Here is a 25,437-nt window from a genome sequence, read left to right on the forward strand (position 1 = left end):
CCTGTCCGTACCCCTCCCGTACGGCCCGCGGCGACGCGCCCAGCTCCTTGCGGCAGGCCTTGTTGAAGGCCTGCAGGTCAGGGATGCCGACGGTCGCCGCGATCGCCGGGATGGCCAGCGTGGAGGCGATGAGCAGGTGCCGGGCGCGTTCCGTGCGACGGCGCCGGATGTAGGCGACGACCGTGTGTCCGGTGTCCTCGCGGAACAGCCGGGTCAGATGGGTGTGCGAGACCCCGGCGGCGCGAGCGATGGCGGGGACGCTCAGCGGCCCGGCCAGATGCTCCTCGATATGGGCGACGGCTGTCCGCAGGGCCGGGTGCCGGGAGCCGGGACGGTTCTCGCCCGCGGCGGTCAGGCCGGTCGTGCGCCACAGCACCGTCCACAGTTCGGCGGAGGCCCGCGCCGAGGACTGCGTGCTCGCGGCGACCGTCTGCCGCAGCAGCCCGGTCAGCACCGCCGCGTCCGTACCGGCGTCCTGCATCACCGGGACCCGGCGCCGCTCGCCGTCGCCCGGCAGCCGAAAGTGGGCGTACAGGTGCTCGCAGCGCGTGGCGTCGTAGTGGAAGTGCACCTCGGTGTCGGGCGGGACGAGGCTCACGTGCCCCGGGCGGATCGGATGCCGGGAGCCGCCCAACTCCAGGGCGCCGGAGTAGCCGTAGAGATGGAGCTGCCACAGCCGTGGAAGCCGGAACACGTCGTGCGGGCCCGCGAAACCGTGCACGCCGACGCCCGCGTTCTCCACGTGAGGCGGCAGGTCGAGGGTGAGGTCGACGTGCTGGGTCATGATGGAAAATTACCAGTGGTCGCCGAATACAGCCCACTACTTCCCGGGTGACTGTTCCTACGGTTGCCGTATGCCAACCACACGACAGCTGCTGAACTCCGCCCAGGTGGCGCGGTTCGTGGCCCACGGTTTCCTGCGCCTGGACGGCATCGTGCCCCGGGAGATGAACGAGGAGGCGCTCGGTGTCTTCGCCGCCGGGCTGCCCTCCGTGCCGTACGGCACTCCTGTGCCGAAGGCGTTCCCCGACGGCTCCTTCGCCCGACGGCTCGTCGAACTGCCCGCCGTCGCGGGGGCGTTGGAGAGTCTGGTGGGTCCGGATCCGACCGTCGACCACCACTTCGTGCACACCCGTGAGCCGCGCGAGGGCAGCGCCCAGCCGCTGCACGCCGACGCCGTCATCGATCTGCGGTCCGACGCCTTCGACGTCCAGCTCATGTACTACCCGCAGGAGGTCACCGCGGAGATGGGCGGCACGCTCATCGTCCCCGGCAGCCATCTGCGCCGCACCAACGAGTCCGACACCGGCCGCTACCAGAACCTGCGCGGCCAGACCCGGCTGACCTGCCCGGCGGGCACGGTCGTGCTGCTGCACCACGGGATCTGGCACGGCGGACGGCGCAACGACAGCGACACCGTCCGCCACATGTACAAGATCCGCTTCAACCCGACCGTGCCGCAGGTGCGGCTGTGGGACACGGCGGACCTGGACGCGCCCGCCGTCCGGGAGGAGCTGGGGCACGGTTTCCCCTGGTACGAGCAGGCCACCGGCCGGCTGGAGATCCTCAACCGGGTCAGGTGGTGGCGTGCCCTGACCAGCGATCCAACGTTCGACATCGAGTACTGGGCCACCCGCATCACCAACCGGCCCACCGCACAGAGGAGCGAGGCGTGACCCACTCGAACACCCTGCGCCAGCAGGTTCTCGTCCTGTACCTGGACACCTCCGCGCTCGACTCGCGGGTCGTCGGCTGGGCCCGCTACGACGGGACGGGCACCACCCGCCCCACGACCGGGGACAGCGACGAACCGCCGTACGAGACGGGCGTCGCCGCTCTGGAAGACGGCTGGCGGCTCTTCCAGGCCGCGCAGCTCGTCCCTCCGTACCCGGGGACCGAGCACGAGACGTCGTTCCTCAAGCACGAGTTCTTCTTCGAAAAGCTCGTGAGCGGCGGATGAGACACAGCTCACAGCCTCGAAACCGCAAATATGGTCCAATACGCCGTAAGCATGACGAATCGGACTTCTGCCTCTCGAGGAATCAGACCAGATGACCCATCCCCGTCTGTCCGCTCGCTCCGCCCCCTTCCTCCCCTCGGGGACGATTCGGGAGCTGTCGGAAGCGGCCCGGGCGGCGGGGACGGGGCAGGCGCCGGACGAGCTGTGGACGGCCGGCCTGTTCCTGGACGGGACACCGGCGGCCGTCGCGGTCCTGGACGCGGACCTGCGCTATCTGTACCTCAACGACACCCTGGCCAGGTTCAACGGGCTACCCGTCGAGGAGCACCTCGGCCGTCCCATGCCGGAGGTGATCCCCGGCTCCGGGCCCTCGGCGGAGCTGGCCCGCGAGGTACTCCGTACCGGACTGCCGCAGACGGTCGTGTTCGACGGCCGGGCGCCCGATGACAACGGAGACGTGCCGCGCTGGTGGCTCGGCGCCTTCCACCGGCTCGAGGGTGAGGACGGCGAGATCCTCGGTGTCGCCGCCGTCGTCATGGAGGTCACCGACGGCATCAGGCAGCGCGAGTCGCTCAGGCGGGCCCAGGAGCGTCTGGAGCTGCTGGAGGAGACCGCCGCCCGGGTCGGCGGCACGCTCGACGCGGCCGAGGCCTGCCGGGCGCTGACCGGCCTGCTGGTGCCGCGGTTCGCCGACTACGCCGCCGTGGACGTGCTCGACCCCGAAGGCACCCGCAGGGCCCCGGCCACCCCCGTCCCGGTGCGGCTGCGGCGCATGGCGGTGGCCGCGGCGCCCGGCACGCCCGAGCTGTTCACCCCCGTGACCAGGAGCGGCGAGGTGATCTTCCACCAGGCCAGTTCATCGATGGCCCAGGTGCTGACCGGACACAAACCCGTGGTGCTCAACCGGCCCGACGACGACACCGTGCGTCTGCTCGCCCCCACGCGGCAGCGGCTGGAGCGCTACCGGGCCCTGGAGCTGCACTCCGTGGCCTATCTGCCCCTCATGGTCGGCGAGGAACCCGTCGGCGCGGTCATCGTCGGCCGCAGGGGGGACTCTCCCGAGTTCACGCCGGACGACGCCGAGGTTCTGGAGCTGCTGACCGCGCGGGCCGCGACGGGCATCGGCCACGCCCTGCGCTACACCCACGAGCACGAGACCGCGCTGGAGATGCAGCGCGCCTTCCTGGCCACCCCGCACATACCGGGGCCCGGAGTGGAGATCGCCAGCCGCTATCTGCCCGCCGGGCGGGGTGCCGAGGTCGGCGGCGACTGGTTCGACGCCGTCGCGCTGCCCTCGGGGCGCACCCTGCTCGTGGTCGGGGACGTCATGGGGCACGGGGTGCGGGCCGCCGCGGCCATGAGTGAGTACCGCTCCCTGCTCCGTGCGCTGGCCCTGCAGGGGCTCGCTCCCGACCGGCTGCTCGCCGAGGCGGACCGTACCGCCCACGCGCTCGATCTGGACCGCGTCGCCACGTGTGTGCTGGTCCTCCTGGACCCCGCCGCCGAACTCGCCGTCCTGGCCACCGCCGGCCATGTCCCGCCCCTGCTGGTGAGGCCGGGCAGCGCCCCCGAACTCGCGAACCTGCCCGTAGGCCCTCCCCTCGGCACGGGCTTCGGCGGATACGAGAGCCGGCACTGCCCGCTGCCGCCGGGCACCCTGCTGCTGGCCTACACCGACGGGCTCGTGGAGCGGCGCGGCGAGGACATCGACACCGGCCTCGCCGCCCTCACCCACGCACCCGTCGCCGCCGGGAACGCCCTGCCGGACATCCTGAACACCGTCCTCGGCCGGATGGCCCCGGCCAACTCGGAGGACGACGTGACGCTGCTGGCGGCCCGCACGCGGTAGCGCGGCGCGACCGGTGACGTATGAGGAGTCCCCGTGTCGCCTCGACCCTTCGACCGGAGCCCCGGAGTCCGGTTACGGCGTCATCTTCCGTCCGCTTGAGGCCAGTTGTGGCCCATAGGACTGTCTCTTCGGCATGGCGTTCAGTCAACGAGGGTCAGTCCCGAAGACGCCGCGCCCTGCCGCCGCCGTGCGCATACGGTCCCGGCATCCGGCGGACGGGCCCGACCCACGGGCCCGCCGCGATCCGCAGGCACAAAGGGAGGCACCGTGGCGAATGTGGAAGTGTCACTGAAGGAGATGATGGCCGGGACGGAAGGGGCGATGGCGGCCGCGGTGGTCGACTACACCAGCGGAATGGCGCTGGGCACCCTCGGCGGCGGCAAGGACCTGGACCCGACGGTCGCGGCGGCCGGCAACACCGACGTCATCCGCGCCAAGGTCCGCACCATGGAACAGCTGGGGCTCAAGAGCAACATCGAGGACATCCTCATCACGCTCGAGAACCAGTACCACCTCATCCGCCTGGTCACCGGCCGCAACGGCAACGGACTGTTCCTTTATCTGGTCCTCGACAAGGCCCGCTCGAACCTGGCGCTGGCCCGGCACCAACTCAAGCGCGTGGAGCAACAGTTGGAGGTCTAGCCCGCTCAAGGTCAGGGACGCCGTGCGCCCACGATGTGAAGACTTCTTCAAGTCGCCACATCCACATGAGTCGAAACCGTGGCCGCTCGGCGTCCCCGACCAGAAGGATTGACACCGACACCCCGTACCGTCCGGCAGGGAGCGAGCGAGCGCCCATGCACGTCCCCCTCTACCAGGCCAAGGCGGACTTCTTCCGCATGCTCGGCCACCCGGTGCGCATCCGCGTCCTGGAGCTGCTGCAGCACGGGCCCGTGCCGGTCCGCGACCTGCTCGCCGACATCGACATCGAGCCCTCCAGCCTCTCCCAGCAGCTGGCAGTCCTGCGGCGCTCCGGCATCGTCGTCTCCATCCGCGAAGGCTCCACGGTGAGTTACGCCCTGGCCGGAGGCGACGTCGCCGAGCTGCTGCGCGCCGCCCGCCGCATCCTCACGGAACTCCTGGCGGGCCAGAACCAGCTCCTGAGCCAGCTTCAGCAGGCCGACACCACCGCGGCCGAAGTGTCCGGCGCGGGAAGCCTCCTCACCGGTCGGGGCAGCCCTCGTCCGACGCCGTGACCCGCCGCCCGCCGCCGTCGGTCACTTCGGCGGTGACCGTGGCGTCGGACGGACGCGTGAGGCGGTACGCGGCGGTGGCCGTGCAGACGATCTGCCGTACCCCGATGTCGCTCAACCTGTCCATGCCCGGGGGGAGTCGGATCGTCATCGCGTCCCCCTTCACCGTCACCGTCGGGGTGTCCGGCGAGGGCGGGTCGGGGTTCCCGGGCTCGTCGGTGGCGGGTGGGAGCGCCATGGCGGTCGGCACGCCCGGTACCTCGGTGGAGAGGCCGTCCAGGCGTCCCTCCCCGGCCAGCGGACCGGCCATCAGCAGCCGTAGCGCCGCCTCGGGGTCACCGGGCCGCTCGGTCGTGCGCGGCACCGCGACGAGTGCGCCGTTCTCGACGAAGTAGACCGGCGTCAGCGGGAGGGTCCCGCTCGCGGGACCGCCGGCCTCCACCACTCCGGTCGCGGGGATCCCGCAGGAGGTGAGCGCGAGGAGCGACAGCAGCGGAATGCTGCGCAGGGCCTTCATGACGGGTACTCCTCAGGCGACTCGTCCCGCCACAGCGGAAGTTCTACGGTGAAGACGGCGCCGCCCGCCGGATGGTTGGCCGCGCGGACGGTGCCGCCGTGGATGCGGACGTTCTCGGCGGTGATGGACAGACCGAGGCCGCTGCCCTCGGAGCGGATCCGGGCGGTGTCCGACTTGTAGAACCGCTCGAAGACATGGGGCAGCACGTCGTGGGGGATGCCGGGGCCGCTGTCCCGTACCTCGATCATGGCCCCCGCGCCGCCGACGCTCAGCCGCACCTGTACCGGGCGGGCGCCATGCTTGAGCGCGTTGCCGACCAGGTTGGCGACGACCACGTCGAGGCGGCGCGGATCGACGCGTCCGCGTACCGCGTGCGGCGGCGGCAGATCGGTCGCCACCGTGTCCGTCCAGCCGCGGGCGGCGAGGGTGCGCCGGATCGACTCGGCGAGGTCGATCTCGTCCAGGTGCAGCACCGCCGCGCCCGCGTCGAAGCGGGAGATCTCCATCAAGTCGTCGACGAGACGGGCGAGTTTGACGGTCTCCTCGCTGATGAGCCGGACCGCGGTGGCGGTGTCCGGATCCAGCCGGGCGGCGTCCTCGTCGAGGACGTCGGTGACCGCGGACATGGCCGCGAGCGGGGTGCGCAGTTCGTGCGAGACGTCGGCTGCGAAGCGGCGGGCCCGCGCCTCCATCTCGCGCAGTTCGGCCACCGAGGTCTCCAGCGCGGCGGCCGTCTCGTTGAACGTGTGGGACAGGTCGGCGAGTTCGTCGGAGCCGTTGACCGCGAGCCGGGTGTCCAGGTGCCCTTCGGCGATCCTGCGGGTGGCGAGCCGCAGCTTGCGCACCGGCACCAGCACCCCGCGGGCGGCGAGGAGCGCGAGCACGACGGCGAGCGCGAGGGCCGCCACCATGGCCCGTTCCACAGCGGTGACCAGGGCGTCGACGTACGCCTGTTCCGTGGTCTGCGGAACGACGAGGAAGACGTGGACCCCGGTGACCGTGGCGGCGGTGCCCCGGCCGCCGAAGAGGATCGACATGCCGACGACGAGGGAGGTGCGCCCCTCGCCGCGCACCCGCTGGAAGACGGTGGCCCGGCTGGAGGCGACGGCCTCGCGCAGGGCGGGCGTCACCTCGGTGAAGGGGTCTCCCGGGGCGGAGGAGCCGCTGAGGTCCCCGTAGGTCACCAGTACCCGCCAACTGCCTTGCGACTCGGTGGCCGCCACGTCCTGGGCGAACTCCCGCAGTGCCGATTCCTCGGGGGGCACGGCGAGTTCGGTGGCATGCTGGTTGAGCTGGGCCCGCAGTTGTCTGATGGTGGCGTCCTGGCTCTGCTGGAGTACGCCGGTGCGCGCCTCGCGGAAGGTCAGGGCTCCGGTCGAGATGGCCGCGACGGCGGCGACGAGCCCGAAGGCCACCACCAGACGGGCCCGCAGGCCCCGCAGCCGGCGCTTCCTCACGGCGCCGCGAAGCGGTAGCCGAACCCGCGCACGGTGTGGATGTAGCGGGGTGCGCGGGGCGGCTCGGACATCTTGGTGCGCAGTCGTTTGACGCAGGCGTCCACCAGGCGGGCGTCGCCGTGGTAGTCGTGCTCCCAGACGGCTTCCAGGAGTTGCTGGCGGCTGAACACCTGGCCCGGCGAGGCGGAGAGGGTGAGCAGAAGCCGTAGCTCGGAGGGGGCGAGGGCGATCGGCTCGCCGTTCAGCGCGACGGTCAGGCCGGCCCGGTCGACGGCCAGGTCGCCGTAAGTGTCGATCTTCGGCAGACCCTCGGCACGGGGTGCGCTTCCGGCCGCCCTGCGCAGTACGGCGCGTATGCGCGCGTCGAGCACACGGGCCAGGACGGGTTTGACGACGTAGTCGTCGGCGCCCGCCTCCAGGCCGACGACGATGTCCACTTCGTCTCCCCGTGCGGTCGCCATGATGATCGGCAGGGTCTGGTCGACGGCCCGTATGCCCCGGCACACGTCCAGGCCGGTCATGCCGGGCAGCATCAGATCGAGGACGACGATGTCCGGCCGGAAGGCCCGCAGCCGGTCCATCCCCTCCTCGCCGGTCGCGGTGGCGGCGACGTCGTGGTTCTGGCGGCGCAGGGCCAGGGCCACGCCCTCCCGCACGGCGGGGTCGTCTTCGATCAGTAGTACACGTGACATGCGCACAGTATCCACACGATCATGACCCCGAGGAGGGTTATCGGTTCGTTACCTTCCGGGCCAGGTCCGATCACATGGCGATCACATCGTGAACCACCGTGACAGCGCACAAACGAAACCCCGCCGGCCGTCGTCGCCGGAAGCACTCCGAGCGGAGTGTGAAGAGCCAACTGATGGGCGGCCTGGCCGCGTTGGTGGCCTTCGCGGCCGTCGGTGGCGCGGTGGTGGCGTGGCTGCCGTCCGACGCGAGTGGAACATCCGCGGCGCCCTCACCCGTGGCGAGTCCGGAATCCCGAAGGACCCCTGAGTCACCGGAACCGGAAGAGTCCGGCCCGCCTCCCAGCCCCTCCACGACTCCCCTCCCGCAGAGCGGTCCGGGGACCTTCGTCACCGCGCCCGGCGGGAGCGGGCGGGTCGGCAAGGGCACGCCTCTGCGCTACCGGGTCGAGGTGGAGAAGGGCATCACGATCTCCCCCGAGGACGTCGCCGAGCAGGTGGAGCGGACCCTGGCGGACCCGCGCGGCTGGACGGCCGACGGCCACTCGGCGTTCCAGCGGGTGTCCAGTGGTCCCACCGACTTCCGGGTCCGGCTCGCCACCCCGGCGACCGTCGACAAGTTCTGCGCCGAGGGCGGTCTCGACACCGGCGGCAAGGTCAACTGCAGCGTCAACCACGACGTGATGGTCAACCTCAGACGCTGGGTGCTGGCGACCGAGTTCTACCCGAAGGACGTCGTCGGGTACCGCTCGCTGATCATCAACCACGAAGTGGGCCACTTCCTCGGCCACGGCCATGTGACCTGCCCCGGCGAGGGGCAGCCGGCCCCCGCGATGATGCAGCAGATCAAGGGCCTGCTCGGCTGCGTCCCCAATGTCTGGCCGTACGACAGCGACGGCCGTCTCCTCACGGGCCCCTCCGTCCCGTGACGCACTGATCCCCCAACTGTCAGGAGTTCAGATGGAGTTACGCGTACGCCACAGACATGCGGCCATGGCCGCGGGAGTGGCTTCCGTGACGCTGGTCCTCGCCGGTCTGCCGGCCGGCGCGGGAGCCGTCGACACCGCGGGCGGTCGTACGGCCGCCGCGGTACGGACGGTCACGCTGGTCACCGGCGACCGGGTCCTGATCGGCGACAAGGGCCGGGTCTCCGGAGTGGAGCGGGCACCGGGCCGAAAGGACGTGCCGTTCTCGGTCCGGGAGGTCGCCGGGCACACCCGGGTCGTTCCCGGTGACGCCGAACTGCTGCTCGCGCAGGGCAAGTTGGACGCGAGGCTGTTCGACGTGACCCAGCTGCTCAAGGACGGTTACGACGACGCGGGCCGGTCCGACGTACCGCTGATCGTCACGTTCAAGGGCAAAAAGGCGCCCTCGTTGAGCCCGTTCACCGAGGCCGGGGCCCGGATGGGCCGTGCGCTGCCGGTGGTCAACGGCAAGTCGATGCGTTCCGTCAAGAAGCGGACGGCCGACTTCTGGGACACCGTCACCGCTGACGAGTCCGGGTCTGTCGAGAAGGTCTGGCTGGACGGCCGGCGCAAGGCCTCGCTCGACCGGAGCGTCCCGCAGATCGGCGCCCCTGCCGCGTGGGCCGCCGGGTACGACGGCACCGGGGTGAAGGTCGCCGTCCTGGACACCGGAGTCGACACCTCCCACCCCGATCTGGCGGACCAGGTGATCGAGGAGAAGGACTTCTCGGGCTCCGACGGTACCGGCGACAAGTTCGGGCACGGTACGCACGTGGCGTCCACCGTGGCCGGCACCGGCGCCAAGTCCGGGGGCAAGTACAAGGGGGTCGCGCCGGGCGCGAAGATCCTCAACGGCAAGGTCATGGACGACACCGGCTTCGGCTCGGACTCCGGGATCATCGCCGGCATGGAGTGGGCGGTGGCCCAGAAGGCGGACGTCGTCAACCTCAGCCTCGGCGGCACCGACCTGCCGGGCACCGACCCGATGGAGGAGGCCGTGGACCGGCTCTCCGCCGAATCCGACACGCTCTTCGTCGTGGCGGCCGGGAACGAGGGCGAGTTCGGCGAGGGCACGGTCGGCTCGCCCGGCAGCGCGGACGCCGCGCTCACCGTGGGCGCGGTCGACAAGTCCGATGCCCTCGGCGACTTCTCCAGTCGCGGCCCGCGGGTCGGGGACAGCGGCGTCAAGCCGGACCTGACCGCGCCCGGTGTCGAGATCACGGCAGCGGCGGCGGCCGGGAGCCTCGTCGAGCAGGAGTACCCCTCCGGCGTCCCCGGCTACGCCACCCTCGACGGTACGTCCATGGCGACCCCGCATGTCGCGGGCGCCGCCGCCCTCCTCGCCCAGCAGCATCCGGACTGGAGCGGCGAGCGTCTCAAGGCGGTCCTCACCGGCTCCGCGAAGCCGGGGACGTACAGCTCCTTCCAGCAGGGCACCGGCCGTACCGATCTGGTCCGGGCGCTGGAACAGAACGTCGTCACCGAGCAGGGGCCGCTCGACTTCGGCGAGCAGCAGTGGCCGCACGACGACGACAAGCCGTCCACGAAGCAGCTCACCTACCGCAACCTCGGCACCGAGCCGGTCACCCTCGACCTGTCCGTCGACGCCTTCGCGGTGGACGGGAAGCCCGCCGCCGAGGGCATGTTCAGCGTGTCCCCGCAGCGGATCACCGTCCCGGCGGGCGGCACCGCGAGCGCCGAGGTCACGGCGGACACCCGCGCGGGGAGCGCCGACGGCAGCTTCGGCGGTTCGGTGCAGGCCACGTCGGCCGACGGCAAGGTCCAGGTGCGGTCCGCGATAGGCGCGGCGCGCGAGGTGGAGTCGTACAGCCTGACGCTCAAGCACCTCGACGAGAACGGCCGGCCGACCGGGGACGCCGCCACCGCCGTCGCCGATTTCGACGGCGACTTCTACGCCGAGTACGCCGACGAGCAGGACGGCGAACTGACGGTGCGGCTGCCCAAGGGCGACTACATCCTCAGCGGGATCATCCACCCGGAGACCTCGTCGCCCGGCCACGGCATTCTGGTGGAGCCGAGGTTCCGGCTGGACGGCGACAAGACCGTCACCGTGGACGCCCGGCAGGCGAAGCCGGTGGACATCACCGTGCCGGACCCGGCGGCCGAGAACACCGACGCCACCGTCCTCATCGGCTTCGGGCGCGGCGAGGGCAAGCGTGACGGTTCACTCCAGTACATGATGCCGAGCTTCAAGGGCTCGCGGTTCGGGCGGCTCGGCGGCGGGGAGCCGGTGGAGGGTCTCAACGCCCTGTACTCCGGCGGCTGGAGCAGCCGGGGCGCGGACGGCGACCGGGTCAACTACCACGCGGCCTGGTTCCGGGAGGGCAGCCTGGACGGCTTCACCGCCAAGGTCGAGCGGAAGCAGTTGGCGAAGGTCGACCTCCAGGTGGGCGAGGCGGTCGACGGCCGACGCGTCCAGGCCGAGGTGAGCCCGCACCTGCCCGACGGCGAATTGGTGTTCGGCTTCACCGACATGCGGGGCGACCTGCCGTTCCGGAGCACCGAGTACATCCTCGACAACGGTGTGAAGTGGTCCCTGCGCACCTGGCAGCTCTCGGGCGAGGGCCGGGAGTCGGTCTTCGAGAACTTCCTCATGAGGATGCCGCGGATCTGGAAGGCCGGTCACAGCTACCAGGAGCGCTTCAACGTCGGCGTCTTCGGCCCGGCACTGGCCGGCACCGGACAGCTCGGACCGGCCAGGGGCTTCCCCGGCATCGCCCGCATGGGGAACACCGTCAGGGCGTACGTCCCGCTGTTCGGCGACGGCGCCGGACACTGGGGCACCAGCAACACCACCGCGGTGACGACAAGACTGGAGGCGAACGGCAAGGAGATCGCCGACGACTACGGCATCCCTCCGACCGACGGCCTCACCGAGTACACGGTTCCGGCAGAGGACACCACGTACAAGCTGACCGTGGACAACTCCCGTGACCCGGCCGTGTATCCGGTCAGCACCCGGGTCCGCGCGGAGTGGACCTTCCGCTCGGCGAAGACCCCGGACGACGAGTTCACCGCACTGCCGGTGTCGACGCTCCGCTTCAGTCCCGACCTGACCCTGGCCGGCACGGCGAAGGCGGGCAAGCGCTTCGAGGTGCCCTTCACCGTCGAGGGCGCGGCGGCGGGACAGCGCCCGGCGAAGCTCGCCTTCCAGGTGTCCTACGACGAGGGGAAGACCTGGCAGTCCGCCACGTCCGTGGGCGGCACGCACCTGTCGCTGAAGCACCCGGCGACGGCAGGCTCCGTCTCCCTGCGCGCGGAGCTGACGGACCGGGCCGGCAACACCCTGACGCAGACGATCGAAAGGGCCTACCTGACCACCCCGTAACTCCCTGTACCCACCGGCCCGGGACGGCCTCGCCGCTGTCCCGGGCCGGTGGGTACACCTTTCGTACCCCAACAGGCAGCGGATCCAAGCCTGTTGGGGCCGATGGTTCACATGAGACGAGGCTCGGGGATTAACGTGGAGGTCCACGACCGGTGTTCGACCGTTCGGCGGGATTCCCCGTCGCGCACACGCAGGAGCGTCCATGGCTGATCAGGCAGAGAACTCCGAGCAGTCCGAGCAGGAGGCCTTGCCCAAGATCGACACCTCTGTGCCGCAGTCGGCTCGGATCTGGAACTACTGGCTGGGAGGCAAGGACAACTACGAGGTCGACCGGGTGGCCGGTGACGCCTTCCGCGAGATCTTCCCCGGCATCGAGACGGGCGCCCGCGCGGCGCGGTACTTCCTCGCCCGCGCCGTCCGTCATCTGGCCGGTGAGGAGGGCGTCCGGCAGTTCCTCGACATAGGCACCGGACTGCCGAACGTCGACAACACCCACCAGATCGCCCAGCGGGTGGCCCCGGAGTCCCGGATCGTCTACGTCGACAACGACCCGCTGGTGCTGGCCCACGCCCGCGCGCTGCTCACCAGCACCCCGGAGGGGGTCACCAACTACGTCGACGCCGACCTGCGCGACCCCGCCACGATCCTGCGGGAGGCCGGGAAGACCCTGGACTTCGACAAACCCGTCGCCCTCATGCTGATGGGCATCCTCGGTCACATCGAGGACCACGACGAGGCATGCGCGATCGTGCGGGAGCTGGTGGCCGGGCTGCCCTCCGGCAGCTTCCTCGTGCAGTACGACAGCACCGCCACCAGCGAGGCCTACGTCCAGGCCATCCAGCAGTACAACGAGGGCGGTTCGATCCCCTACATCCTGCGCAGCCCGGAGCAGCTCGCGCGCTACTTCGACGGACTGGAACTGCTCGAGCCGGGCGTGGCGTCGTGCTCGCGCTGGCGCCCCGACACCGAGGCGTGGGGCCTTCCCGCGGAGGTGCACCAGTACGGCGGTGTCGCTCGCAAGAGCTGAGACCGCTCCCGGCGGGGTCAGGTCTCCTGGAGGATGCGGTGCAGGATCGTGGGCGTCTCGTCCGGTGACTCGGCCTCGACCGCGAGGCGGTTCATGGCGTCCCAGTAGCACTCGATCTCGGCGGGACGGTCGGGATAGAGGCCGGTGGCGAGTTGTTCGAGGTAGACGACGTCGGGCAGCTCGCTGCCGGGCAGCCGCACGATGGTGATCGGGCCGCCCTCCGCCGAGTGTCCGCCGGAGTGGAACGGCAGGACCTGGACGGAGACCTGCGGGAGTCGGCAGATCTCGATGAGATGCCTGAGCTGGGCGCGCATCGTGGAGCTGCCGCCCACGGGCCGCCGCAGCGCCGCCTCGTCGAGCACCGCCCAGAGCCTGGTCGCCGGCTGCCTGTGCAGGATCCGCTGCCGTGACATCCGTAACGCGACACGTCGTTCGATCTCCTCGGGGGACGCGTCCGCGTGGGCGAGCCGGAGGGAGGCACGGGCGTAGTCGGGGGTCTGCAGCAGGACGGGAACACGCTGGACCTCGAAGCAGCGGACGAGACTCGCCGCCTGTTCGGCCGCGAGGTAGTTCTGCGTCCAGGCGGGCACCACATCGTTGAAGTACTGCCACCAGGCAGGGGTGTTGGACTCCTCGACCAAGGTCAGCAGGGTGGCGCGTTCGGCCTCGCCCGTGACGCCGTAGAGAGTGAGCAGATCCTCCACGTCCCGCAGCTTGAAGCCGTGACGGCCGGCCTCCATGCGACTGATCTTCGACCGTGAGCCGCGGATGGCATGTCCCGCATCCTCACGGGAGACCCCCCGCTCCTCCCGCAGCCTGCGCAGCCGCGCGCCCAGCAGCAGCCGCGGCACCATGGGCCCGGCCGACCGCCCGCCCAGGATCCCGCTGTCGATCGGTGTTCCTGCGGACTTATGGGCACCCATGGGCATTTCTCCCTGCGGTGAAACTCGACTGTGCACACGTACAGGCACTGCGAGTTGCCATCGTAGGGGCTGACGGCCCCGCTCGGATCGGTACGCCGAAGCGGGCCTACGCGCTGTCGGCCGCCGCGGTGCTCGGGGTCGGGCCGCCCGGGGTGCCCGCGGTGCCCGTGCCGCCGAACCGGATGCCCTTGGCCTCCTTGCCGACGGCGCTCAGCACGATCACCACGGCCAGGGCCGGCACCACGGTCCAGGCCATCGCCGCCGGATAGCCGTGCCGTTCGGCGAGGGCTTCCTGGATGGGCAGGTTGAGAGCGGCGATCAGGTTCCCGAGCTGATAGGTGACACCGGGGTAGAAGCCGCGGATCGCGTCCGGGCTCATCTCGGTCAGGTGCGCGGGGATGACGCCCCAGGCTCCCTGGACGCACATCTGCATCAGGAAGGAGGAGAGCATCAGCCAGCCCACGGTCGTCGACAGCACGAAGAAGGGCACCACGACCAGACCACCGGCCGCCGCGATCATGATCGTGCGACGGCGCCCCAGCCTCTCGGAGAAGGCCCCGAGCAGTGCGCCTCCGATCATGGCCCCGATGTTGTAGACGACGGCGATGGCGATGGAGGTGTCCGGGGACAGACCCAGGCCCTTCTTGACGAAGGTCGGATAGATGTCCTGGGTGCCGTGCGACATCCAGTTGAAGGCGGTCATCAGCGCCACGAGGTACACGAAGCGCTTCAGCACGGCCGGGTCCCTGAACACCTGGTACGCGGGGGTGTGGTTGAGCTTGACGCTCTTCTCCCACACCTCGCTCTCCTCCACCCGGCTGCGCACCCACAGGGCGACCATGGCGGGCACCAGACTGAAGGCGAACAACCCGCGCCAGCCGAAGACGGGTTCGATGACGAAGAACGCCACGGCGGCGAGCAGATACCCCAGCGAGTAGCCGCTCTGCAGGAGGCCCGACCAGAAACCGCGCCGCTCGGCGGGGATCTTCTCCATGGCGAGCGCCGCGCCCAGGCCCCACTCGCCGCCCATGCCGATGCCGTAGAGCAGACGCAGCACCAGCAGCACGGCGTAGTTGGGCGCGAAGGCGCAGGCGAACCCGACGATCGAGTAGAAGACGACGTCGACCATGAGCGGGAGCCTGCGGCCCCTGCGGTCCGCCCACATGCCGAAGACGAAGGCCCCGACCGGACGCATCACGAGGGTGGCGGTGGTGAGGAAGGCCATGTCGGTGAGGGAGACATGGAAGTCGTCGGCTATCTCGCTGTAGACGAGGACCACCAGGAAGTAGTCGAACGCGTCCATCGCCCATCCCAGATAGGCGGCGACGAACGCGTTGCGCTGGTCCTTGGTGAGCCCCTTCGCCTGTTCCCGAACGGTATTCAGCATGTCGGCCCTTCCCACGGTTGCGCAGGTGAGGCTAGGTCCGGACGACAACGCGAACAACGCATGACGAGCAAAGCAAGAGCCACAATTGTGCCAAGCCGAGGGCGAGTTCCCGGCACAGCGCGCAGGAAGCCACGGGTGGCGACGGCATGTGCGCGGCCGGCCGGCGCTGGACCGAGGCTGTCCGGGGCGGCCGACGTGGGCCGTCCCGGAGTGACTTGCGTCCTGCGCGGGCGCTGCAGGCAGCGTCCGGCAGTGGTGGCGCCGTGCGATCGTGAGCCGGCCCGATGGCGATGGCGGGGGCACGATCAGACCGTCGCGACCCCCAGTACCAGCGGCGCCACGGCGAGGAGCATGATGGCGGCCGGGGTGGCGCTTCCCTTCTTGTCGCCCCCACGGACGTGCGTCATCACGGCGCCCAGGAAGTACAGGACGACACCGGTCGCCGCCGCGATGCCCAACGGCCGGTAGGCGATGCCGGCGAGCAGCCCCAGAGCGCCCGCGATCTTGACGAGGCCGAGCGGCAGGAACCAGCTGTCGGGCACCCCGAGCGCCTTGAGCCCTTCTGTGATCTTCGGGTCGCGGGTGATGTCGGGAACGGCGGAGAAGACCAGCAGCAGGGACAGCACGACGGCGACAATGGCATAGGCGAGGAACACGGAGAGCTCCGGAGCAAGAAGGGGACCGTCGATCGGTCCAGGAATCCAGGGCGCCAAGGGATGAGCCGCGGTCATGTGAACTGCCTTGTGTCCGGGGCAAACACAGGTCACCGGAGTGATCAGTTGTGCTGTTCTGCGTCTATCAGGGCGAGGGCGTTGTGGATGCCCTGTTCGAGGAGTTGGTCGGCGAGTTGCCGGTCGGTCAGGGCGCGGGAGAGTTGCAGGGTTCCGGCCATCATGCCGAGCAGGCTGAGTGACTTCAGGCGTGCCGAGGGCGGGTCGTGGGGTGCCAGGCGGGCGGCGAAGCCGTCGATGAGGATCAGCGCGCCGTCGGTGTAGGCCTGCTTGGTGCGATCCGTGGAGCGTCCGATCTCGTCGAGCAGGGCGGCGTTGGGGCAGCCGTCCTCGACGCTGTCGCGCTGCTCGGTGGAGAAGTACCAGCGGATGATCTGCTCGAGTCCGGCGCGGCCGGGTGCCGCCTGCGCGACGATGTTCTCGTGCTGGGCGCGCATCTGGTCGGCCACCGCGGTGGCGACGAGGTCCTCCTTGGAGGCGAAGTAGGCGTAGAAGGTGCCGACCGTCAGGCCCGCGTCCTTCATGAGCGTCGCGACTCCGGAGCCGTCGATGCCGTTGCGCTTGAGCCGGCGGCCGGCCGTCGTGACGATCCGCTGCCGTGTCTGGTGTTTGTGTTCTTTCGGGTACCGCACGATGCGTTCCTCCATCGCGGCAGCCGGGGCGTGCGCCCCGGCCGCCATCCTGGTCGGGTCAGTGGGTCGCGCCTGCAAGGAGCGCGGGGAAGTTGATCCTGGCGGTCTGCAGTTTCGGGTCGTGCGGGTCGGGGACCCCGCCGTCGGTGATGTACAGGCGGTCGCCGCGCACTGCGGTCGCGGAGGGCGAGGCGAGGCCGTCCGCGCTGGTCAGGACGGGCTTGTAGGTGCCGTTCGGGTAGATGACCACGACCCTGTCCGGGCCGTTGTCCGAAGAGGATCCGTTCTGTGCGGCGAACACCACATCGGAGAACGGGGTCAGGAAGCTGAGGTCGTCGATGTTGGGCAGGCCGCCGGCGACCTGGCGGATGGGGCCGGGCGCGCCGGCGGGGGTGATCGGCACGCGCAGCAGGGTTCCCTTGTTGAAGTTGCTGATCCACAGGGCGCCGTTGTGGAACCTGAGTCCGTTGGCGCCGATCGGCAGGGCTTCGGTGGGCACCGGGGCGAGAGCGGCGTCGGTCAGCCACGGCGTCGCCGATCCGCCGGCGACCGGAACGGACCAGATGATGCCCTTGAGGCTGTCCGCGATGTAGAGGGTGCGTCCGGCCGCATCGACGGCCAGCCCGTTGGGACCCGAGTCGGCGGGCAGAGCGGCGACGCGCTGCGGGGTGCCGTCGCCGAGCAGCTTGTACACGCCGTTGCGGTCCGCGTTGCCCGGGGCCCACAACGCGTAGTAGACGGTGCCGTCACTGCCGCGGGCGTTGCCGCTGATCGCCTCGCCCACCTGCCCGGTGGCAATCACCGTGCGCTCTCCGGAGGCGGAGACGCGCATCAGCTCCGGACCGTGGGTGCGCTGGCACACCGCGCAGCTGCCGAGCATGGACAGGGTCACCGAACCGTCGGGGTTGGCGGTGATGTTCTCGGGGATCTCACCGGCCGCGAAGTCGAACCTCGCCGCGGTCTGCACGTCGGTGACCACGGAACCGCCGTACGAGTGCCCGCCGTACGAGCCTCCCGTCCATGCGGACGCGGACGGCGCCGACGCCAGGACGGCCGCCGTCGCGGTGACCGCCAGCGCGATGGCGACCTTCTTCTTCAGCAAACGCTGTGCGCCGAGTGCGCTGCGCCGGGCCGTGTGCTGGTGTTGCTGCTGCATGACTCTCCTGGGCTTCAACAAGTGCCTGAACAATGGACGTTGGGAGAAACCGAAGGCACCGGAGGCACCGTCAGGCGGGCAGGCGGTTGGTCTTGCGGATCTGCTTGTCGAAGGTTCCGGCGGGGACGAAGCGGCGCGCGGTGGTGACGCGTGAGGCCAGCGGGCCGGCGGTGTAGCGCAGCTTCGGCTTCTTGTCGGTGGCCGCGGTGACGATCGCCTTGGCCACGACGGCGGGATCGTCTCCGGCCTTCATCGCCGCCGCGATCACCTCGTCGAAGACGCGCCGCCGCTCCGCGTACAAAGGCAGCGGGGTGTCGGGCTGCGCGGCGTTGGTTTCGAAGCTGGTCTTGGTGTAGGCGGGCTGGACGAGCAGGACCCGCACGCCGTGCTCGCGGACCTCGTGGTCCAGCGACTCGGAGTAGCCCTCGATGGCGTGCTTCGAGGCGACGTAGAGGGCCATGAAGGGCTGGGGAGCGACGCCGAGGACGGACGAGACGTTGATGACGCGTCCGGCGCCCCGGGCGCGCATGTGCGGCAGAACGGCCTTCGTCATGCGGATGACACCCAGGACGTTGATGTTCAGGACGTTCTGGGCCTGGGCGACGGAGTTCTCCTCGACGGCGCCTGACGCACCGATGCCGGCGTTGTTGACCAGGACGTCGATGCGGCCGAACCGGTCGATCACCTCTGCGACCGCGGCGGTGGCCGACTCGTCACTCCCCACGTCGAGATCGAGGTACGTCACGCCTGCGGGCGGGGTGAGCCCGGAGGTCTTGCGGCCGGTTCCGATCACCTCGAAGCCCGCTTCGACGAAGGCGCGGGCCGTCTCCTTGCCGATCCCCGATGAGGCACCCGTCACGAGTGCCACCGGTCGAGTTGTCGCCATCACGAGCTCCCCTACTTTTGGATTACGTCCGTACGTCTTACGTTCGTACGACAATAGGGGGGTCGCCGGTGGATGGCAAGTGGTCACACCCCGCGATCCGAGAAAGATCTGAGAAGGATCCGGAAACCTGGTGCGCGTTACGGGGAGGACCACGGGCGGGGGACGAGCAGGCGACCGGGACCGGCGCCGCTAGTCCGTGTTCACCGGCCCGGACCAGGCCGGACTTGTGCTCGGCCTCGACGCAGTCGCGTGGGACGAGGCGCTGCACTCGGGCCTGCTCACCAAGCGCTCGGACGGGCGGATCCGCTTCCGCCACCAGCTGATGGAGGCGGTGGTCCACGAGGAGGCGCCGCCCGCGAACCGCCAGGCCGTTCATCATGCGCTCGCCTCCGTACTGACCGGTGAGAACGCCGACGAGCTGCGTCTCTGGCACCTCGCCGCGGCTTCGGAAGCCGTGGGCCGACTCGACGACGAGGTGGCCCGGCTGCTGGAGGAGTCGGCCCACCGGTCCTGGGCGCGCGGCGCCTGTGCCACGGCGGCCCGTGCCCTGCGGTGTGCGGCGAAGCTGTCCTCCTCGATGGACGACGCGGCCAGACGGCTGGCTCACGGAGCGCGGGCGGCCTGGGAGGTCGGCCACGTCGACGTGGCGCGGAGAATGCTGGAGCAGGCCGAAGGGGTCTCCTCCGCATCCACGGTCGCGGATCTCAGCGAGGGGTTGCGCGGGCTGATCGAGTTCGCACACGGCAATCTGGAAACCGCCTGCCGTCAGCTGACCCGGGACATGGAGCGGGTGGCCGAACCCGGGCAGGCGTTCACGCTCGGCAGCATGGCGCTGCGGGCGGCGTGGGCGGCCGGTCATGACGCACTTCAGCGCGAGGCGCTCCAGCGGCTCGAGCGGCGGCTCCCGCCAGGGAACTTCCCGAACGCCGATCTGCTGCCGTTGCCGCGTCAATGGTGGACGGAGGAACCGGGCGGCGGCGCCGAGGATCGTGCCCGGACCGCGGCCCCCGGCGCTCATATCCTCAGCCGGCTCAGCGGCAGTTCCTGGCTCCTGATGCCACCGGCACCGCTCGCGGTGGCCTGGGGCATCGAGTCGGCTTGGGGGCATGCGACCGCTGGCGACCAACTGGTCGACCAGCGCTGAGTGGTCCTCCACTGCAGACCCGACTACCTGCGCCCAGAAGGCAGCCTGAGCATGCGGGTCGCCGCGGGAACCTTGGAACAGGCGCCGGAACCCCCGCCGCTGAGCGAGGGACCGGCTGCGTTCACCCGGGTGGTCAGCGGACGGGCCCGCAGTGACGTCACTTCCTGGATTTTCTGCACGGGTTGACGGCGCTTCCGCAGCGCATTCACCTTGCGGATGATCCGTGTCGCCTGCGGCGAGCTGGATGGCCAGGGCTCCGGTGGCCCCGCCTCCGTTGGTGATCAGGAGCCGCTGGACTGGGCTGAGGTCCAGCTTCTCCAGGGCCTGCCAGGCGGGTCCGTTGACCGGCAGCGCCGCCGCGTGCACGGCGTCCAGAGCGGGTGAGCAGGCTGCCGCATGATCCGCGTTGATCAGAACGCGTTCGGCCCAGAAGCCGCTTCCCCCGGGCAGCGGAGCCATCGACGCGTACACGGAGGTCAAGAGCGTGTGGACCTCGCTCGCCTGAGGTGCCCGCCCGTCGCGGACAGAACGCACGCCCAACAGGACCTTACCCGCGCCGTCGTACATGCCGTAGCGCAGGAAGGCATACTGCGGGACGACGGAGGCGTCGCGCAGATGGCGGCCCAAGGGGCTGCCGCCGAGTTGGTGGGCGGCCCGGACGACGTCGAGGGAGGACTTCGCGAGGTGGGCGGAGGCCGGCCGCAACAGGCTCGCCCGCTCCGGAGTCGTGGGGTCGCCCGCCTCGAGTGTCGACCAGGCGTCCTCGGTGCTCTCGAAGCAGGCGCGCGGTCGGCGGGCTTGGGGGCATCCGTGTACGTCGAGCGGGCGCCTTGGCCCATGACGTGGTGTCGATTGCCGGGGAGTTCACTACCGCCCTTCCAGGGAGCAGTGGTTCACCAGGGTCGCGGTTTCCGCCCCCGCGGGCAGGCCGACGGTCCGGGAGGCGGGCGGCCGCCGGCCTGTGCCGAGCCAGCGTTCGAGGGCCGTGAACGCCGTGCGGTAGCAGGGCGCGAGGGGACGCAGCCGGTCCGGGAACACGTCGGCAAGGGCATCGGTGTGGGTGCCGCCCTCGATGCGGTAGTAGCGGTACAGACCGCCTCGTCCGGCGTCGCGCACCATACGGGCGTAGACATCGGAGTCCTGACCGATCGGCAGCAGGACGTCCAGGGTGCCGTGCAGGGTGATCAGCGGCTTGCCGATCCGTCCGGTCAGGCCGATCCTCGCCACGGCCCGCCTCACCTCGTCGGGACGCGTCGCGTAGTCGTAGTCGGTGTCGCAGGCCGGTGTCCCCGCCGCGCAGTACGGCGTACCCGCCTCTGTCGCCCCGTCGAAACCGGGGTCGAGTTCCTCACGGTAGATGCGCTGGGTCAGGTCCCAGTAGACCTGGTGGTGATACGGCCAGAGGAACTCCGACCCGGCCGGGAACCCCGCTGCGTGCAGGGCCTCCTGCGCCTCCCGGGCGCGTCCGCCCCCGGCGGCGTACACCGGGTAGTGGCGCAGCGCCTCCGGCAGGAAGTCCAGCAGGGTGGGCCCGTCGGGTCGCCACAGGGTGCCCTCCCAGTCGACTCCGCCGTCGTAGAGCTCGGGACGGTTCTCCAACTGCCAGCGCACCAGGTATCCGCCGTTGGACATGCCGGTCACCAGGGTGCGTGCGGGCGGGCGGTGGTAGCGCCGGGCGACCGTGATCCGGGCGGCTCGGGTGAGCTGGGTGAGCCTGGCGTTCCACTCGGCGATGGCGTCGCCCGGCGCCTTGCCGTCCCGGTAGAAGGCGAGGCCGGTGTTGCCCTTGTCGGTGGCGGCGTACGCGTAGCCGCGGGACAGCGCCGAGTCGGCGATGGCCCGGTCGTTGGCGTACTGCTCTCGGTTGCCGGGGGTGCCGGCGACCACCAGGCCGCCGTTCCACCGGTCGGGCAGACGGATGACGAACTGGGAGTCGTGTCTCCAGCCGTGGTTGGTGTTGGTGGTGGAGGTGTCGGGGAAGTAGCCGTCGATCTGAATGCCGGGGACTCCGCTGGGGACGGCCAGGTCCTTCGGTGTCAGCCCGGCCCAGTCGGCCGGATCGGTGTGCCCCGATGCGACCGTGCCGGCCGTGGTCAACTCGGCCAGGCACGCCGCCTGTTGATGCTCGGCACCCGGAACGCGCAACCGCTCGCGGTGCGCGCAGTGATCGCCCGGATTCCCCGATGCGGCGGTGGCCGACGGGAGAGGAGTGAGCACGAGAGCAGCCACGGCGAGGGCGAGAGGAACGCGGTGTTGCCGGGAGCCTGACGGAGAGCTGAGGGACAGACGCATCAGTGTGCCTCCGAGGACGCTGAGGGATGCGCGGGAGACTAGGGCGCCCCACCCAGCCTCAGGTATGGGGCGGCCAACCACCGTCAGCCTGTCGGCGATGGTGCGAAACACCACCCCGGACGGGAAGCAAGTCGCCTGCACGGCCGAGCGCGAGAGCGACTATGGGCGACCGTCACACAGCGCGTCCCTCGGTCCTGGCTATTCAGCCCATGCCAAGGCCGACAGGTGCGCCCCGATGATGCACGGCACACCAACCGATGGGCCCCGCCCGGACATCAGGAGGCAGTCGTCATGGGACCGTCGCACCCTCCGATCCGCTTCACGAAGAGCCGCCGCCTCGTCAGAGGCATCCGCCGCCGGGTCGCCGCCACCGCGGGCACTCTGGCCCTCACAGCCGGCCTGGTCGCCATGGGTCCGCAGGCGTCCGCCGCGGGCCTGACCCAGGTCACCGGCTTCGGCACCAACCCCGGCAACCTGTCCATGTACGCCTATGCGCCGGACACCCTGGCGCCCGGAGCCCCGCTCGTGATCGCCCTGCACGGCTGCACCCAGAGCGCGAGCGACTACTACGCCCACTCCGGCTGGCCGAAGTTCGCCGACCGCTACGGCTTCGCGCTGGTCCTCCCCCAGACGAGCAGCGCCAACAACGCCAACTCCTGCTTCAACTGGTTCGAGCCGGGGGACAGTTCGCGCGGTCGGGGCGAGGCCCTGTCGATCAGGCAGATGGTCGACAAGGCCGTCTCGCAGTACGGCAGCGACAACCGGCAGATCTACGTCACGGGCCTGTCCGCCGGCGGCGGCATGACCGCGAACCTGCTGGCCGCGTACCCCGACGTCTTCGCGGGCGGGGCCATCGACTCCGGTCTGCCCGCGTACTGCGCGACCACCGTGTCCGCGGCGTACACCTGCATGTACAGCCCACCGGACAGGACCCCCGGGCAGTGGGGCGACCTGGTGCGCTCCGCCGCTCCCGCCGGCACCGCGTCCTGGCCGCGCGTCGCGATCTGGCAGGGCACCGCCGACACCACGGTCCGGCCCGCCAACGCCACCGAGCTGCGCGACCAGTGGACCGACGTGTGGGGCATCGGCCAGACGCCTTCACGCACGGAAAACCTGAGCGGGGGCACCACGCTGACCGCCTACGACGACGCCTCCGGCCGGCCCGCGGTCGAGGTCTACTCGGTCGCGGGCATGGCGCACGGGCTCGCGGTCGACCCGGGCAGCGGCACCGAGCAGTGCGGCGCCACCGGCACGTACTACCTCGACACCATCTGCTCCGGCTACCACACCGTCCGGTTCTGGGGCCTCGACGGCCACGACCAGGGCACCGGCGCCCTGCCCGCGCCCACGGGTCTGACGGTCACCGGGACCACCGACACCACCACGGCCCTGAGCTGGAACGCGGTGCCCGAGGCGACCTCGTACACGGTCCACCGGGACGGCACGAAGGTGGGCACCACCGGGTCGACCGCCTACACCGACACCGGCCTGACCGCGGGCACGACGTACGACTACACCGTGGCGGCGGTGGACTCCGCGGGCGCGGCGGGCACGATCTCCGCCCCGGTGACCGCATCCACCACCGGGTTCACGCCCACGTGTCATACGGCGAGCAACTACGACCACACGGTCGCCGGACGGGCGCATCAGAGCGGCGGTCAGACCTACGCCAACGGCTCCGACGAGCCCATGGGGCTGTGGAACACCAACACCCGGCACACCCTCGAGCAGACCGCGCCGGGCTACTACGTCGTCGCGGACTCAGGCTGTCCGGCCTGATCCTGGACGCTCGATACATCGGGTGTATCAGGAGACATTCCTCGACTTAAATCACCCTCGAATCGGCCGCACCCGCGCAAGGTGCGGCCGAAGTCATTGACTCCTCCGATGTATTGGTGTTCCCTCCCAACCGGATCGACCTCCACTACCGCAACGGAAAGGCCACCCGATGAACAGGAGATCCGTCTTACGGACAGCGGCCGGACTACTGGCCGGCGGCCCCGCACTCGCGCTCCCCCGGCCCGCGGGCGCGGCGGTGGCCGCCGACCCGACCGACGGCTGGAACCAGACGTCGTTCACCTACAGCTGGCAGAAGCCATGGAACCTCGACCTGAGCGAGCGTCACACCTACAGCGGCGGAGTCCACCGGATGTGGGTGCACGCCACCGACGAGCCCTTCCAGGAGGGCAGCTCCACCGATCCACGCACCGAGATGCGCTGGAAGGTCGACTACACCACGGGCGATCGCATGTGGGACGCCGACCTCTATCTCCCTTCCGGCTCGGACGGCGCCTCGTTCGTCCAGATCCTGCGGAGCGTCCACCCCTCCGGAACTCCGGCCACCGACATCATGCTCAACGTCTACGACACGGGCGGGGGCACCGTGCGGCGCTACGACGGCACGGCCCTCAAGACCGGGGCCTACGACACCTGGTTCAACGTGAAGATCGCCCACCAGGCCACCGCAGGAACGGGCACGGTCAAGGTCTACTTCGACGACTCCCTCGTCCTGACCGTCGCCGACCGGGGCCCGGCCACCCGCTACTTCAAGAACGGCGTCTACAACCACGGCTCGGGGCGCGTGGAGGCCCGATTCCGCAACATCCGGTACTGGACGCGGTGATCCCGACGGGCCGACGGAGCTGATCAGGAACCGGCAAGGAAAGTGAAGCGCACCTTCCGTTGAGGATTGTCCCTGTTGGTGTCCACCAGGCACACCGACTGCCAAGTCCCCAGCTCCAGCTGCCCGTTCACCACCGGCAGCGTCGCATGGGGCGGGACGATCGCCGGCAGGACGTGGTCGCGGCCGTGGCCGGGGCTGCCGTGGCGGTGCTGCCAGCGGTCGTCGGCGGGGAGGAGGGTGTGGAGGGCGGCGAGGAGGTCGTCGTCGCTGCCGGCACCGGTCTCGATGAGCGCGACGCCGGCTGTCGCGTGCGGGATGAAGACGTTGAGGAGGCCGTCGCGGCCGGCGGCCACCTCCCTCAGGAAGGCCTCGCAGTCGCCGGTGAGGTCGACGATCCGCTCCGACGAACCGGAGGCGACGTTCAGGACTCGGGTGGTGAAAGCGTCTGCCATGCCAACCATCCTCACCCCTGAGGCCGGATCCACTCGTCATTCCCAGACCATTCTGCGATACGGCGAGTCCAGTCCGCGAGACACCATTGACCGTGGACACGCCGAATGGCTAGCTTCGGCCCCATGCGTTCAGTCCTGCTCACCACGCGCGGTCACATCGACCTGCTGCGGGTGGCCTCCGCCGCGTGTCGCCGCGGCTGCTGAC

Annotated in this window: 23 protein-coding genes and 1 pseudogene; 12 read left to right on the forward strand and 12 right to left on the reverse strand. The window is 70.4% G+C overall.

Annotation, left to right across the window (positions count from 1 at the left end; all coding sequences use genetic code 11):
- Positions 1–4: 4 nt before the first annotated feature.
- Positions 5–784, reverse strand: a pseudogene (locus tag AQJ46_RS23210) (helix-turn-helix domain-containing protein); the annotation flags it as partial.
- A 70-nt stretch (positions 785–854) separates the two neighbouring features.
- Between AQJ46_RS23210 and AQJ46_RS23215 the strand changes: the two are divergent.
- The 5 genes from AQJ46_RS23215 to AQJ46_RS23235 all read left to right on the forward strand — a co-directional run bounded on the left by AQJ46_RS23215 (position 855) and on the right by AQJ46_RS23235 (position 5,005).
- Complete coding sequence (locus AQJ46_RS23215; RefSeq protein WP_208616971.1) at positions 855–1,676, forward strand: phytanoyl-CoA dioxygenase family protein; 822 nt, start codon at positions 855–857, stop codon at positions 1,674–1,676.
- Positions 1,673–1,960: a hypothetical protein gene (locus AQJ46_RS23220; protein ID WP_059207430.1), complete on the forward strand. Its 288-nt coding sequence runs from the start codon at positions 1,673–1,675 to the stop codon at positions 1,958–1,960. The genes AQJ46_RS23215 and AQJ46_RS23220 overlap by 4 nt, the downstream gene beginning before the upstream one ends.
- Before the next feature lie 91 nt (positions 1,961–2,051).
- Complete coding sequence (locus AQJ46_RS23225; protein WP_059207431.1) at positions 2,052–3,809, forward strand: SpoIIE family protein phosphatase; 1,758 nt, start codon at positions 2,052–2,054, stop codon at positions 3,807–3,809.
- 267 nt (positions 3,810–4,076) lie between these two features.
- Positions 4,077–4,451, forward strand: coding sequence for a roadblock/LC7 domain-containing protein (locus AQJ46_RS23230; protein ID WP_059207432.1), 375 nt, complete (start codon positions 4,077–4,079; stop codon positions 4,449–4,451).
- A gap of 155 nt (positions 4,452–4,606) precedes the next feature.
- Positions 4,607–5,005, forward strand: a complete 399-nt coding sequence (locus tag AQJ46_RS23235; RefSeq protein WP_059207433.1) for an ArsR/SmtB family transcription factor — start codon at positions 4,607–4,609, stop codon at positions 5,003–5,005.
- Here the strand turns inward: AQJ46_RS23235 and AQJ46_RS23240 are convergent.
- The 3 genes from AQJ46_RS23240 to AQJ46_RS23250 are packed head-to-tail and all read right to left on the reverse strand — an operon-like array spanning position 4,971 to position 7,668.
- Positions 4,971–5,519, reverse strand: coding sequence for a hypothetical protein (locus AQJ46_RS23240; protein WP_059207434.1), 549 nt, complete (start codon positions 5,517–5,519; stop codon positions 4,971–4,973). The two genes, AQJ46_RS23235 and AQJ46_RS23240, sit on opposite strands and share 35 nt — an antisense overlap.
- Positions 5,516–6,976: a sensor histidine kinase gene (locus tag AQJ46_RS23245; protein ID WP_225887383.1), complete on the reverse strand. Its 1,461-nt coding sequence runs from the start codon at positions 6,974–6,976 to the stop codon at positions 5,516–5,518. Before AQJ46_RS23245 ends, AQJ46_RS23240 begins: the two co-directional genes overlap by 4 nt.
- Entirely contained in the window at positions 6,973–7,668 is a 696-nt protein-coding gene (locus AQJ46_RS23250; RefSeq protein ID WP_059207436.1) for a response regulator transcription factor, read from the reverse strand. Before AQJ46_RS23250 ends, AQJ46_RS23245 begins: the two co-directional genes overlap by 4 nt.
- 173 nt (positions 7,669–7,841) lie before the next feature.
- Between AQJ46_RS23250 and AQJ46_RS23255 the strand changes: the two genes are divergently transcribed.
- From AQJ46_RS23255 to AQJ46_RS23265, 3 genes are all read left to right on the forward strand, one after another.
- Positions 7,842–8,594: a DUF3152 domain-containing protein gene (locus AQJ46_RS23255; RefSeq protein ID WP_059207437.1), complete on the forward strand. Its 753-nt coding sequence runs from the start codon at positions 7,842–7,844 to the stop codon at positions 8,592–8,594.
- Between the two features lie 31 nt (positions 8,595–8,625).
- Positions 8,626–11,979: a S8 family serine peptidase gene (locus tag AQJ46_RS23260; RefSeq protein WP_063803840.1), complete on the forward strand. Its 3,354-nt coding sequence runs from the start codon at positions 8,626–8,628 to the stop codon at positions 11,977–11,979.
- A gap of 202 nt (positions 11,980–12,181) precedes the next feature.
- Entirely contained in the window at positions 12,182–13,006 is an 825-nt protein-coding gene (locus AQJ46_RS23265; RefSeq protein ID WP_059207439.1) for an SAM-dependent methyltransferase, read from the forward strand.
- Between the two features lie 17 nt (positions 13,007–13,023).
- On the opposite strand, the gene AQJ46_RS23270 is transcribed toward AQJ46_RS23265, so the two are convergent.
- From AQJ46_RS23270 to AQJ46_RS23295, 6 genes are all read right to left on the reverse strand, one after another.
- Positions 13,024–13,860: a helix-turn-helix domain-containing protein gene (locus AQJ46_RS23270; RefSeq protein ID WP_107117330.1), complete on the reverse strand. Its 837-nt coding sequence runs from the start codon at positions 13,858–13,860 to the stop codon at positions 13,024–13,026.
- Positions 13,861–14,035: 175 nt separating this feature from the next.
- Entirely contained in the window at positions 14,036–15,316 is a 1,281-nt protein-coding gene (locus AQJ46_RS23275) for an MFS transporter (protein WP_059207441.1), read from the reverse strand.
- Between the two features lie 305 nt (positions 15,317–15,621).
- Entirely contained in the window at positions 15,622–15,972 is a 351-nt protein-coding gene (locus AQJ46_RS23280) for a DoxX family protein (protein ID WP_059207442.1), read from the reverse strand.
- Between the two features lie 119 nt (positions 15,973–16,091).
- The gene (locus AQJ46_RS23285) at positions 16,092–16,682 is read right to left on the reverse strand and encodes a TetR/AcrR family transcriptional regulator (RefSeq protein WP_059207699.1); all 591 of its coding nucleotides are present in this window, start codon (positions 16,680–16,682) and stop codon (positions 16,092–16,094) included.
- Positions 16,683–16,737: 55 nt separating this feature from the next.
- Entirely contained in the window at positions 16,738–17,835 is a 1,098-nt protein-coding gene (locus AQJ46_RS23290) for an SMP-30/gluconolactonase/LRE family protein (protein WP_225887384.1), read from the reverse strand.
- 70 nt (positions 17,836–17,905) lie between these two features.
- A complete protein-coding gene (locus AQJ46_RS23295) occupies positions 17,906–18,721 on the reverse strand; it encodes an oxidoreductase (RefSeq protein WP_079072401.1) in 816 nt (271 codons plus the stop codon).
- Positions 18,722–18,917: 196 nt separating this feature from the next.
- Between AQJ46_RS23295 and AQJ46_RS23300 the strand changes: the two genes are divergently transcribed.
- A complete protein-coding gene (locus tag AQJ46_RS23300) occupies positions 18,918–19,865 on the forward strand; it encodes an ATP-binding protein (RefSeq protein ID WP_059207443.1) in 948 nt (315 codons plus the stop codon).
- An 867-nt stretch (positions 19,866–20,732) separates the two neighbouring features.
- On the opposite strand, the gene AQJ46_RS23305 is transcribed toward AQJ46_RS23300, so the two are convergent.
- On the reverse strand, positions 20,733–22,157 hold the full coding sequence (locus AQJ46_RS23305) for a tannase/feruloyl esterase family alpha/beta hydrolase (RefSeq protein ID WP_059207444.1): 1,425 nt from the start codon (positions 22,155–22,157) through the stop codon (positions 20,733–20,735).
- Between the two features lie 291 nt (positions 22,158–22,448).
- Between AQJ46_RS23305 and AQJ46_RS23310 the strand changes: the two genes are divergently transcribed.
- The gene (locus tag AQJ46_RS23310; RefSeq protein ID WP_059207445.1) at positions 22,449–23,936 is read left to right on the forward strand and encodes an extracellular catalytic domain type 1 short-chain-length polyhydroxyalkanoate depolymerase; all 1,488 of its coding nucleotides are present in this window, start codon (positions 22,449–22,451) and stop codon (positions 23,934–23,936) included.
- A gap of 169 nt (positions 23,937–24,105) precedes the next feature.
- Entirely contained in the window at positions 24,106–24,780 is a 675-nt protein-coding gene (locus AQJ46_RS23315) for a polysaccharide lyase family 7 protein (RefSeq protein ID WP_059207446.1), read from the forward strand.
- Positions 24,781–24,803: 23 nt separating this feature from the next.
- Here AQJ46_RS23315 and AQJ46_RS23320 read toward each other — a convergent pair whose 3' ends face one another.
- Positions 24,804–25,232: a YjbQ family protein gene (locus AQJ46_RS23320; RefSeq protein ID WP_059207447.1), complete on the reverse strand. Its 429-nt coding sequence runs from the start codon at positions 25,230–25,232 to the stop codon at positions 24,804–24,806.
- Positions 25,233–25,355: 123 nt separating this feature from the next.
- Between AQJ46_RS23320 and AQJ46_RS59075 the strand changes: the two genes are divergently transcribed.
- A complete protein-coding gene (locus AQJ46_RS59075; protein ID WP_404828482.1) occupies positions 25,356–25,436 on the forward strand; it encodes a putative leader peptide in 81 nt (26 codons plus the stop codon).
- Position 25,437 lies beyond the last annotated feature (1 nt).

It is taken from the genome of Streptomyces canus (assembly GCF_001514145.1).
Taxonomy (GTDB): Bacteria; Actinomycetota; Actinomycetes; order Streptomycetales; family Streptomycetaceae; genus Streptomyces; species Streptomyces canus.

What these genes read in the sequence shown, in the direction of transcription:
- AQJ46_RS23270 (WP_107117330.1), bottom strand. Translation starts at nt 13,860, where the DNA reads ATGGTGCCGCGGCTGCTGCTGGGCGCGCGGCTGCGCAGGCTGCGGGAG.
- AQJ46_RS23265 (WP_059207439.1), top strand. Translation starts at nt 12,182, where the DNA reads ATGGCTGATCAGGCAGAGAACTCCGAGCAGTCCGAGCAGGAGGCCTTG.
- AQJ46_RS23215 (WP_208616971.1), top strand. Translation starts at nt 855, where the DNA reads ATGCCAACCACACGACAGCTGCTGAACTCCGCCCAGGTGGCGCGGTTC.
- AQJ46_RS23235 (WP_059207433.1), top strand. Translation starts at nt 4,607, where the DNA reads ATGCACGTCCCCCTCTACCAGGCCAAGGCGGACTTCTTCCGCATGCTC.
- AQJ46_RS23250 (WP_059207436.1), bottom strand. Translation starts at nt 7,668, where the DNA reads ATGTCACGTGTACTACTGATCGAAGACGACCCCGCCGTGCGGGAGGGC.
- AQJ46_RS23290 (WP_225887384.1), bottom strand. Translation starts at nt 17,835, where the DNA reads ATGCAGCAGCAACACCAGCACACGGCCCGGCGCAGCGCACTCGGCGCA.
- AQJ46_RS23275 (WP_059207441.1), bottom strand. Translation starts at nt 15,316, where the DNA reads ATGCTGAATACCGTTCGGGAACAGGCGAAGGGGCTCACCAAGGACCAG.
- AQJ46_RS59075 (WP_404828482.1), top strand. Translation starts at nt 25,356, where the DNA reads ATGCGTTCAGTCCTGCTCACCACGCGCGGTCACATCGACCTGCTGCGG.
- AQJ46_RS23310 (WP_059207445.1), top strand. Translation starts at nt 22,449, where the DNA reads ATGGGACCGTCGCACCCTCCGATCCGCTTCACGAAGAGCCGCCGCCTC.
- AQJ46_RS23260 (WP_063803840.1), top strand. Translation starts at nt 8,626, where the DNA reads ATGGAGTTACGCGTACGCCACAGACATGCGGCCATGGCCGCGGGAGTG.
- AQJ46_RS23240 (WP_059207434.1), bottom strand. Translation starts at nt 5,519, where the DNA reads ATGAAGGCCCTGCGCAGCATTCCGCTGCTGTCGCTCCTCGCGCTCACC.
- AQJ46_RS23305 (WP_059207444.1), bottom strand. Translation starts at nt 22,157, where the DNA reads ATGCGTCTGTCCCTCAGCTCTCCGTCAGGCTCCCGGCAACACCGCGTT.
- AQJ46_RS23295 (WP_079072401.1), bottom strand. Translation starts at nt 18,721, where the DNA reads ATGGCGACAACTCGACCGGTGGCACTCGTGACGGGTGCCTCATCGGGG.
- AQJ46_RS23225 (WP_059207431.1), top strand. Translation starts at nt 2,052, where the DNA reads ATGACCCATCCCCGTCTGTCCGCTCGCTCCGCCCCCTTCCTCCCCTCG.
- AQJ46_RS23320 (WP_059207447.1), bottom strand. Translation starts at nt 25,232, where the DNA reads ATGGCAGACGCTTTCACCACCCGAGTCCTGAACGTCGCCTCCGGTTCG.
- AQJ46_RS23255 (WP_059207437.1), top strand. Translation starts at nt 7,842, where the DNA reads ATGGGCGGCCTGGCCGCGTTGGTGGCCTTCGCGGCCGTCGGTGGCGCG.
- AQJ46_RS23315 (WP_059207446.1), top strand. Translation starts at nt 24,106, where the DNA reads ATGAACAGGAGATCCGTCTTACGGACAGCGGCCGGACTACTGGCCGGC.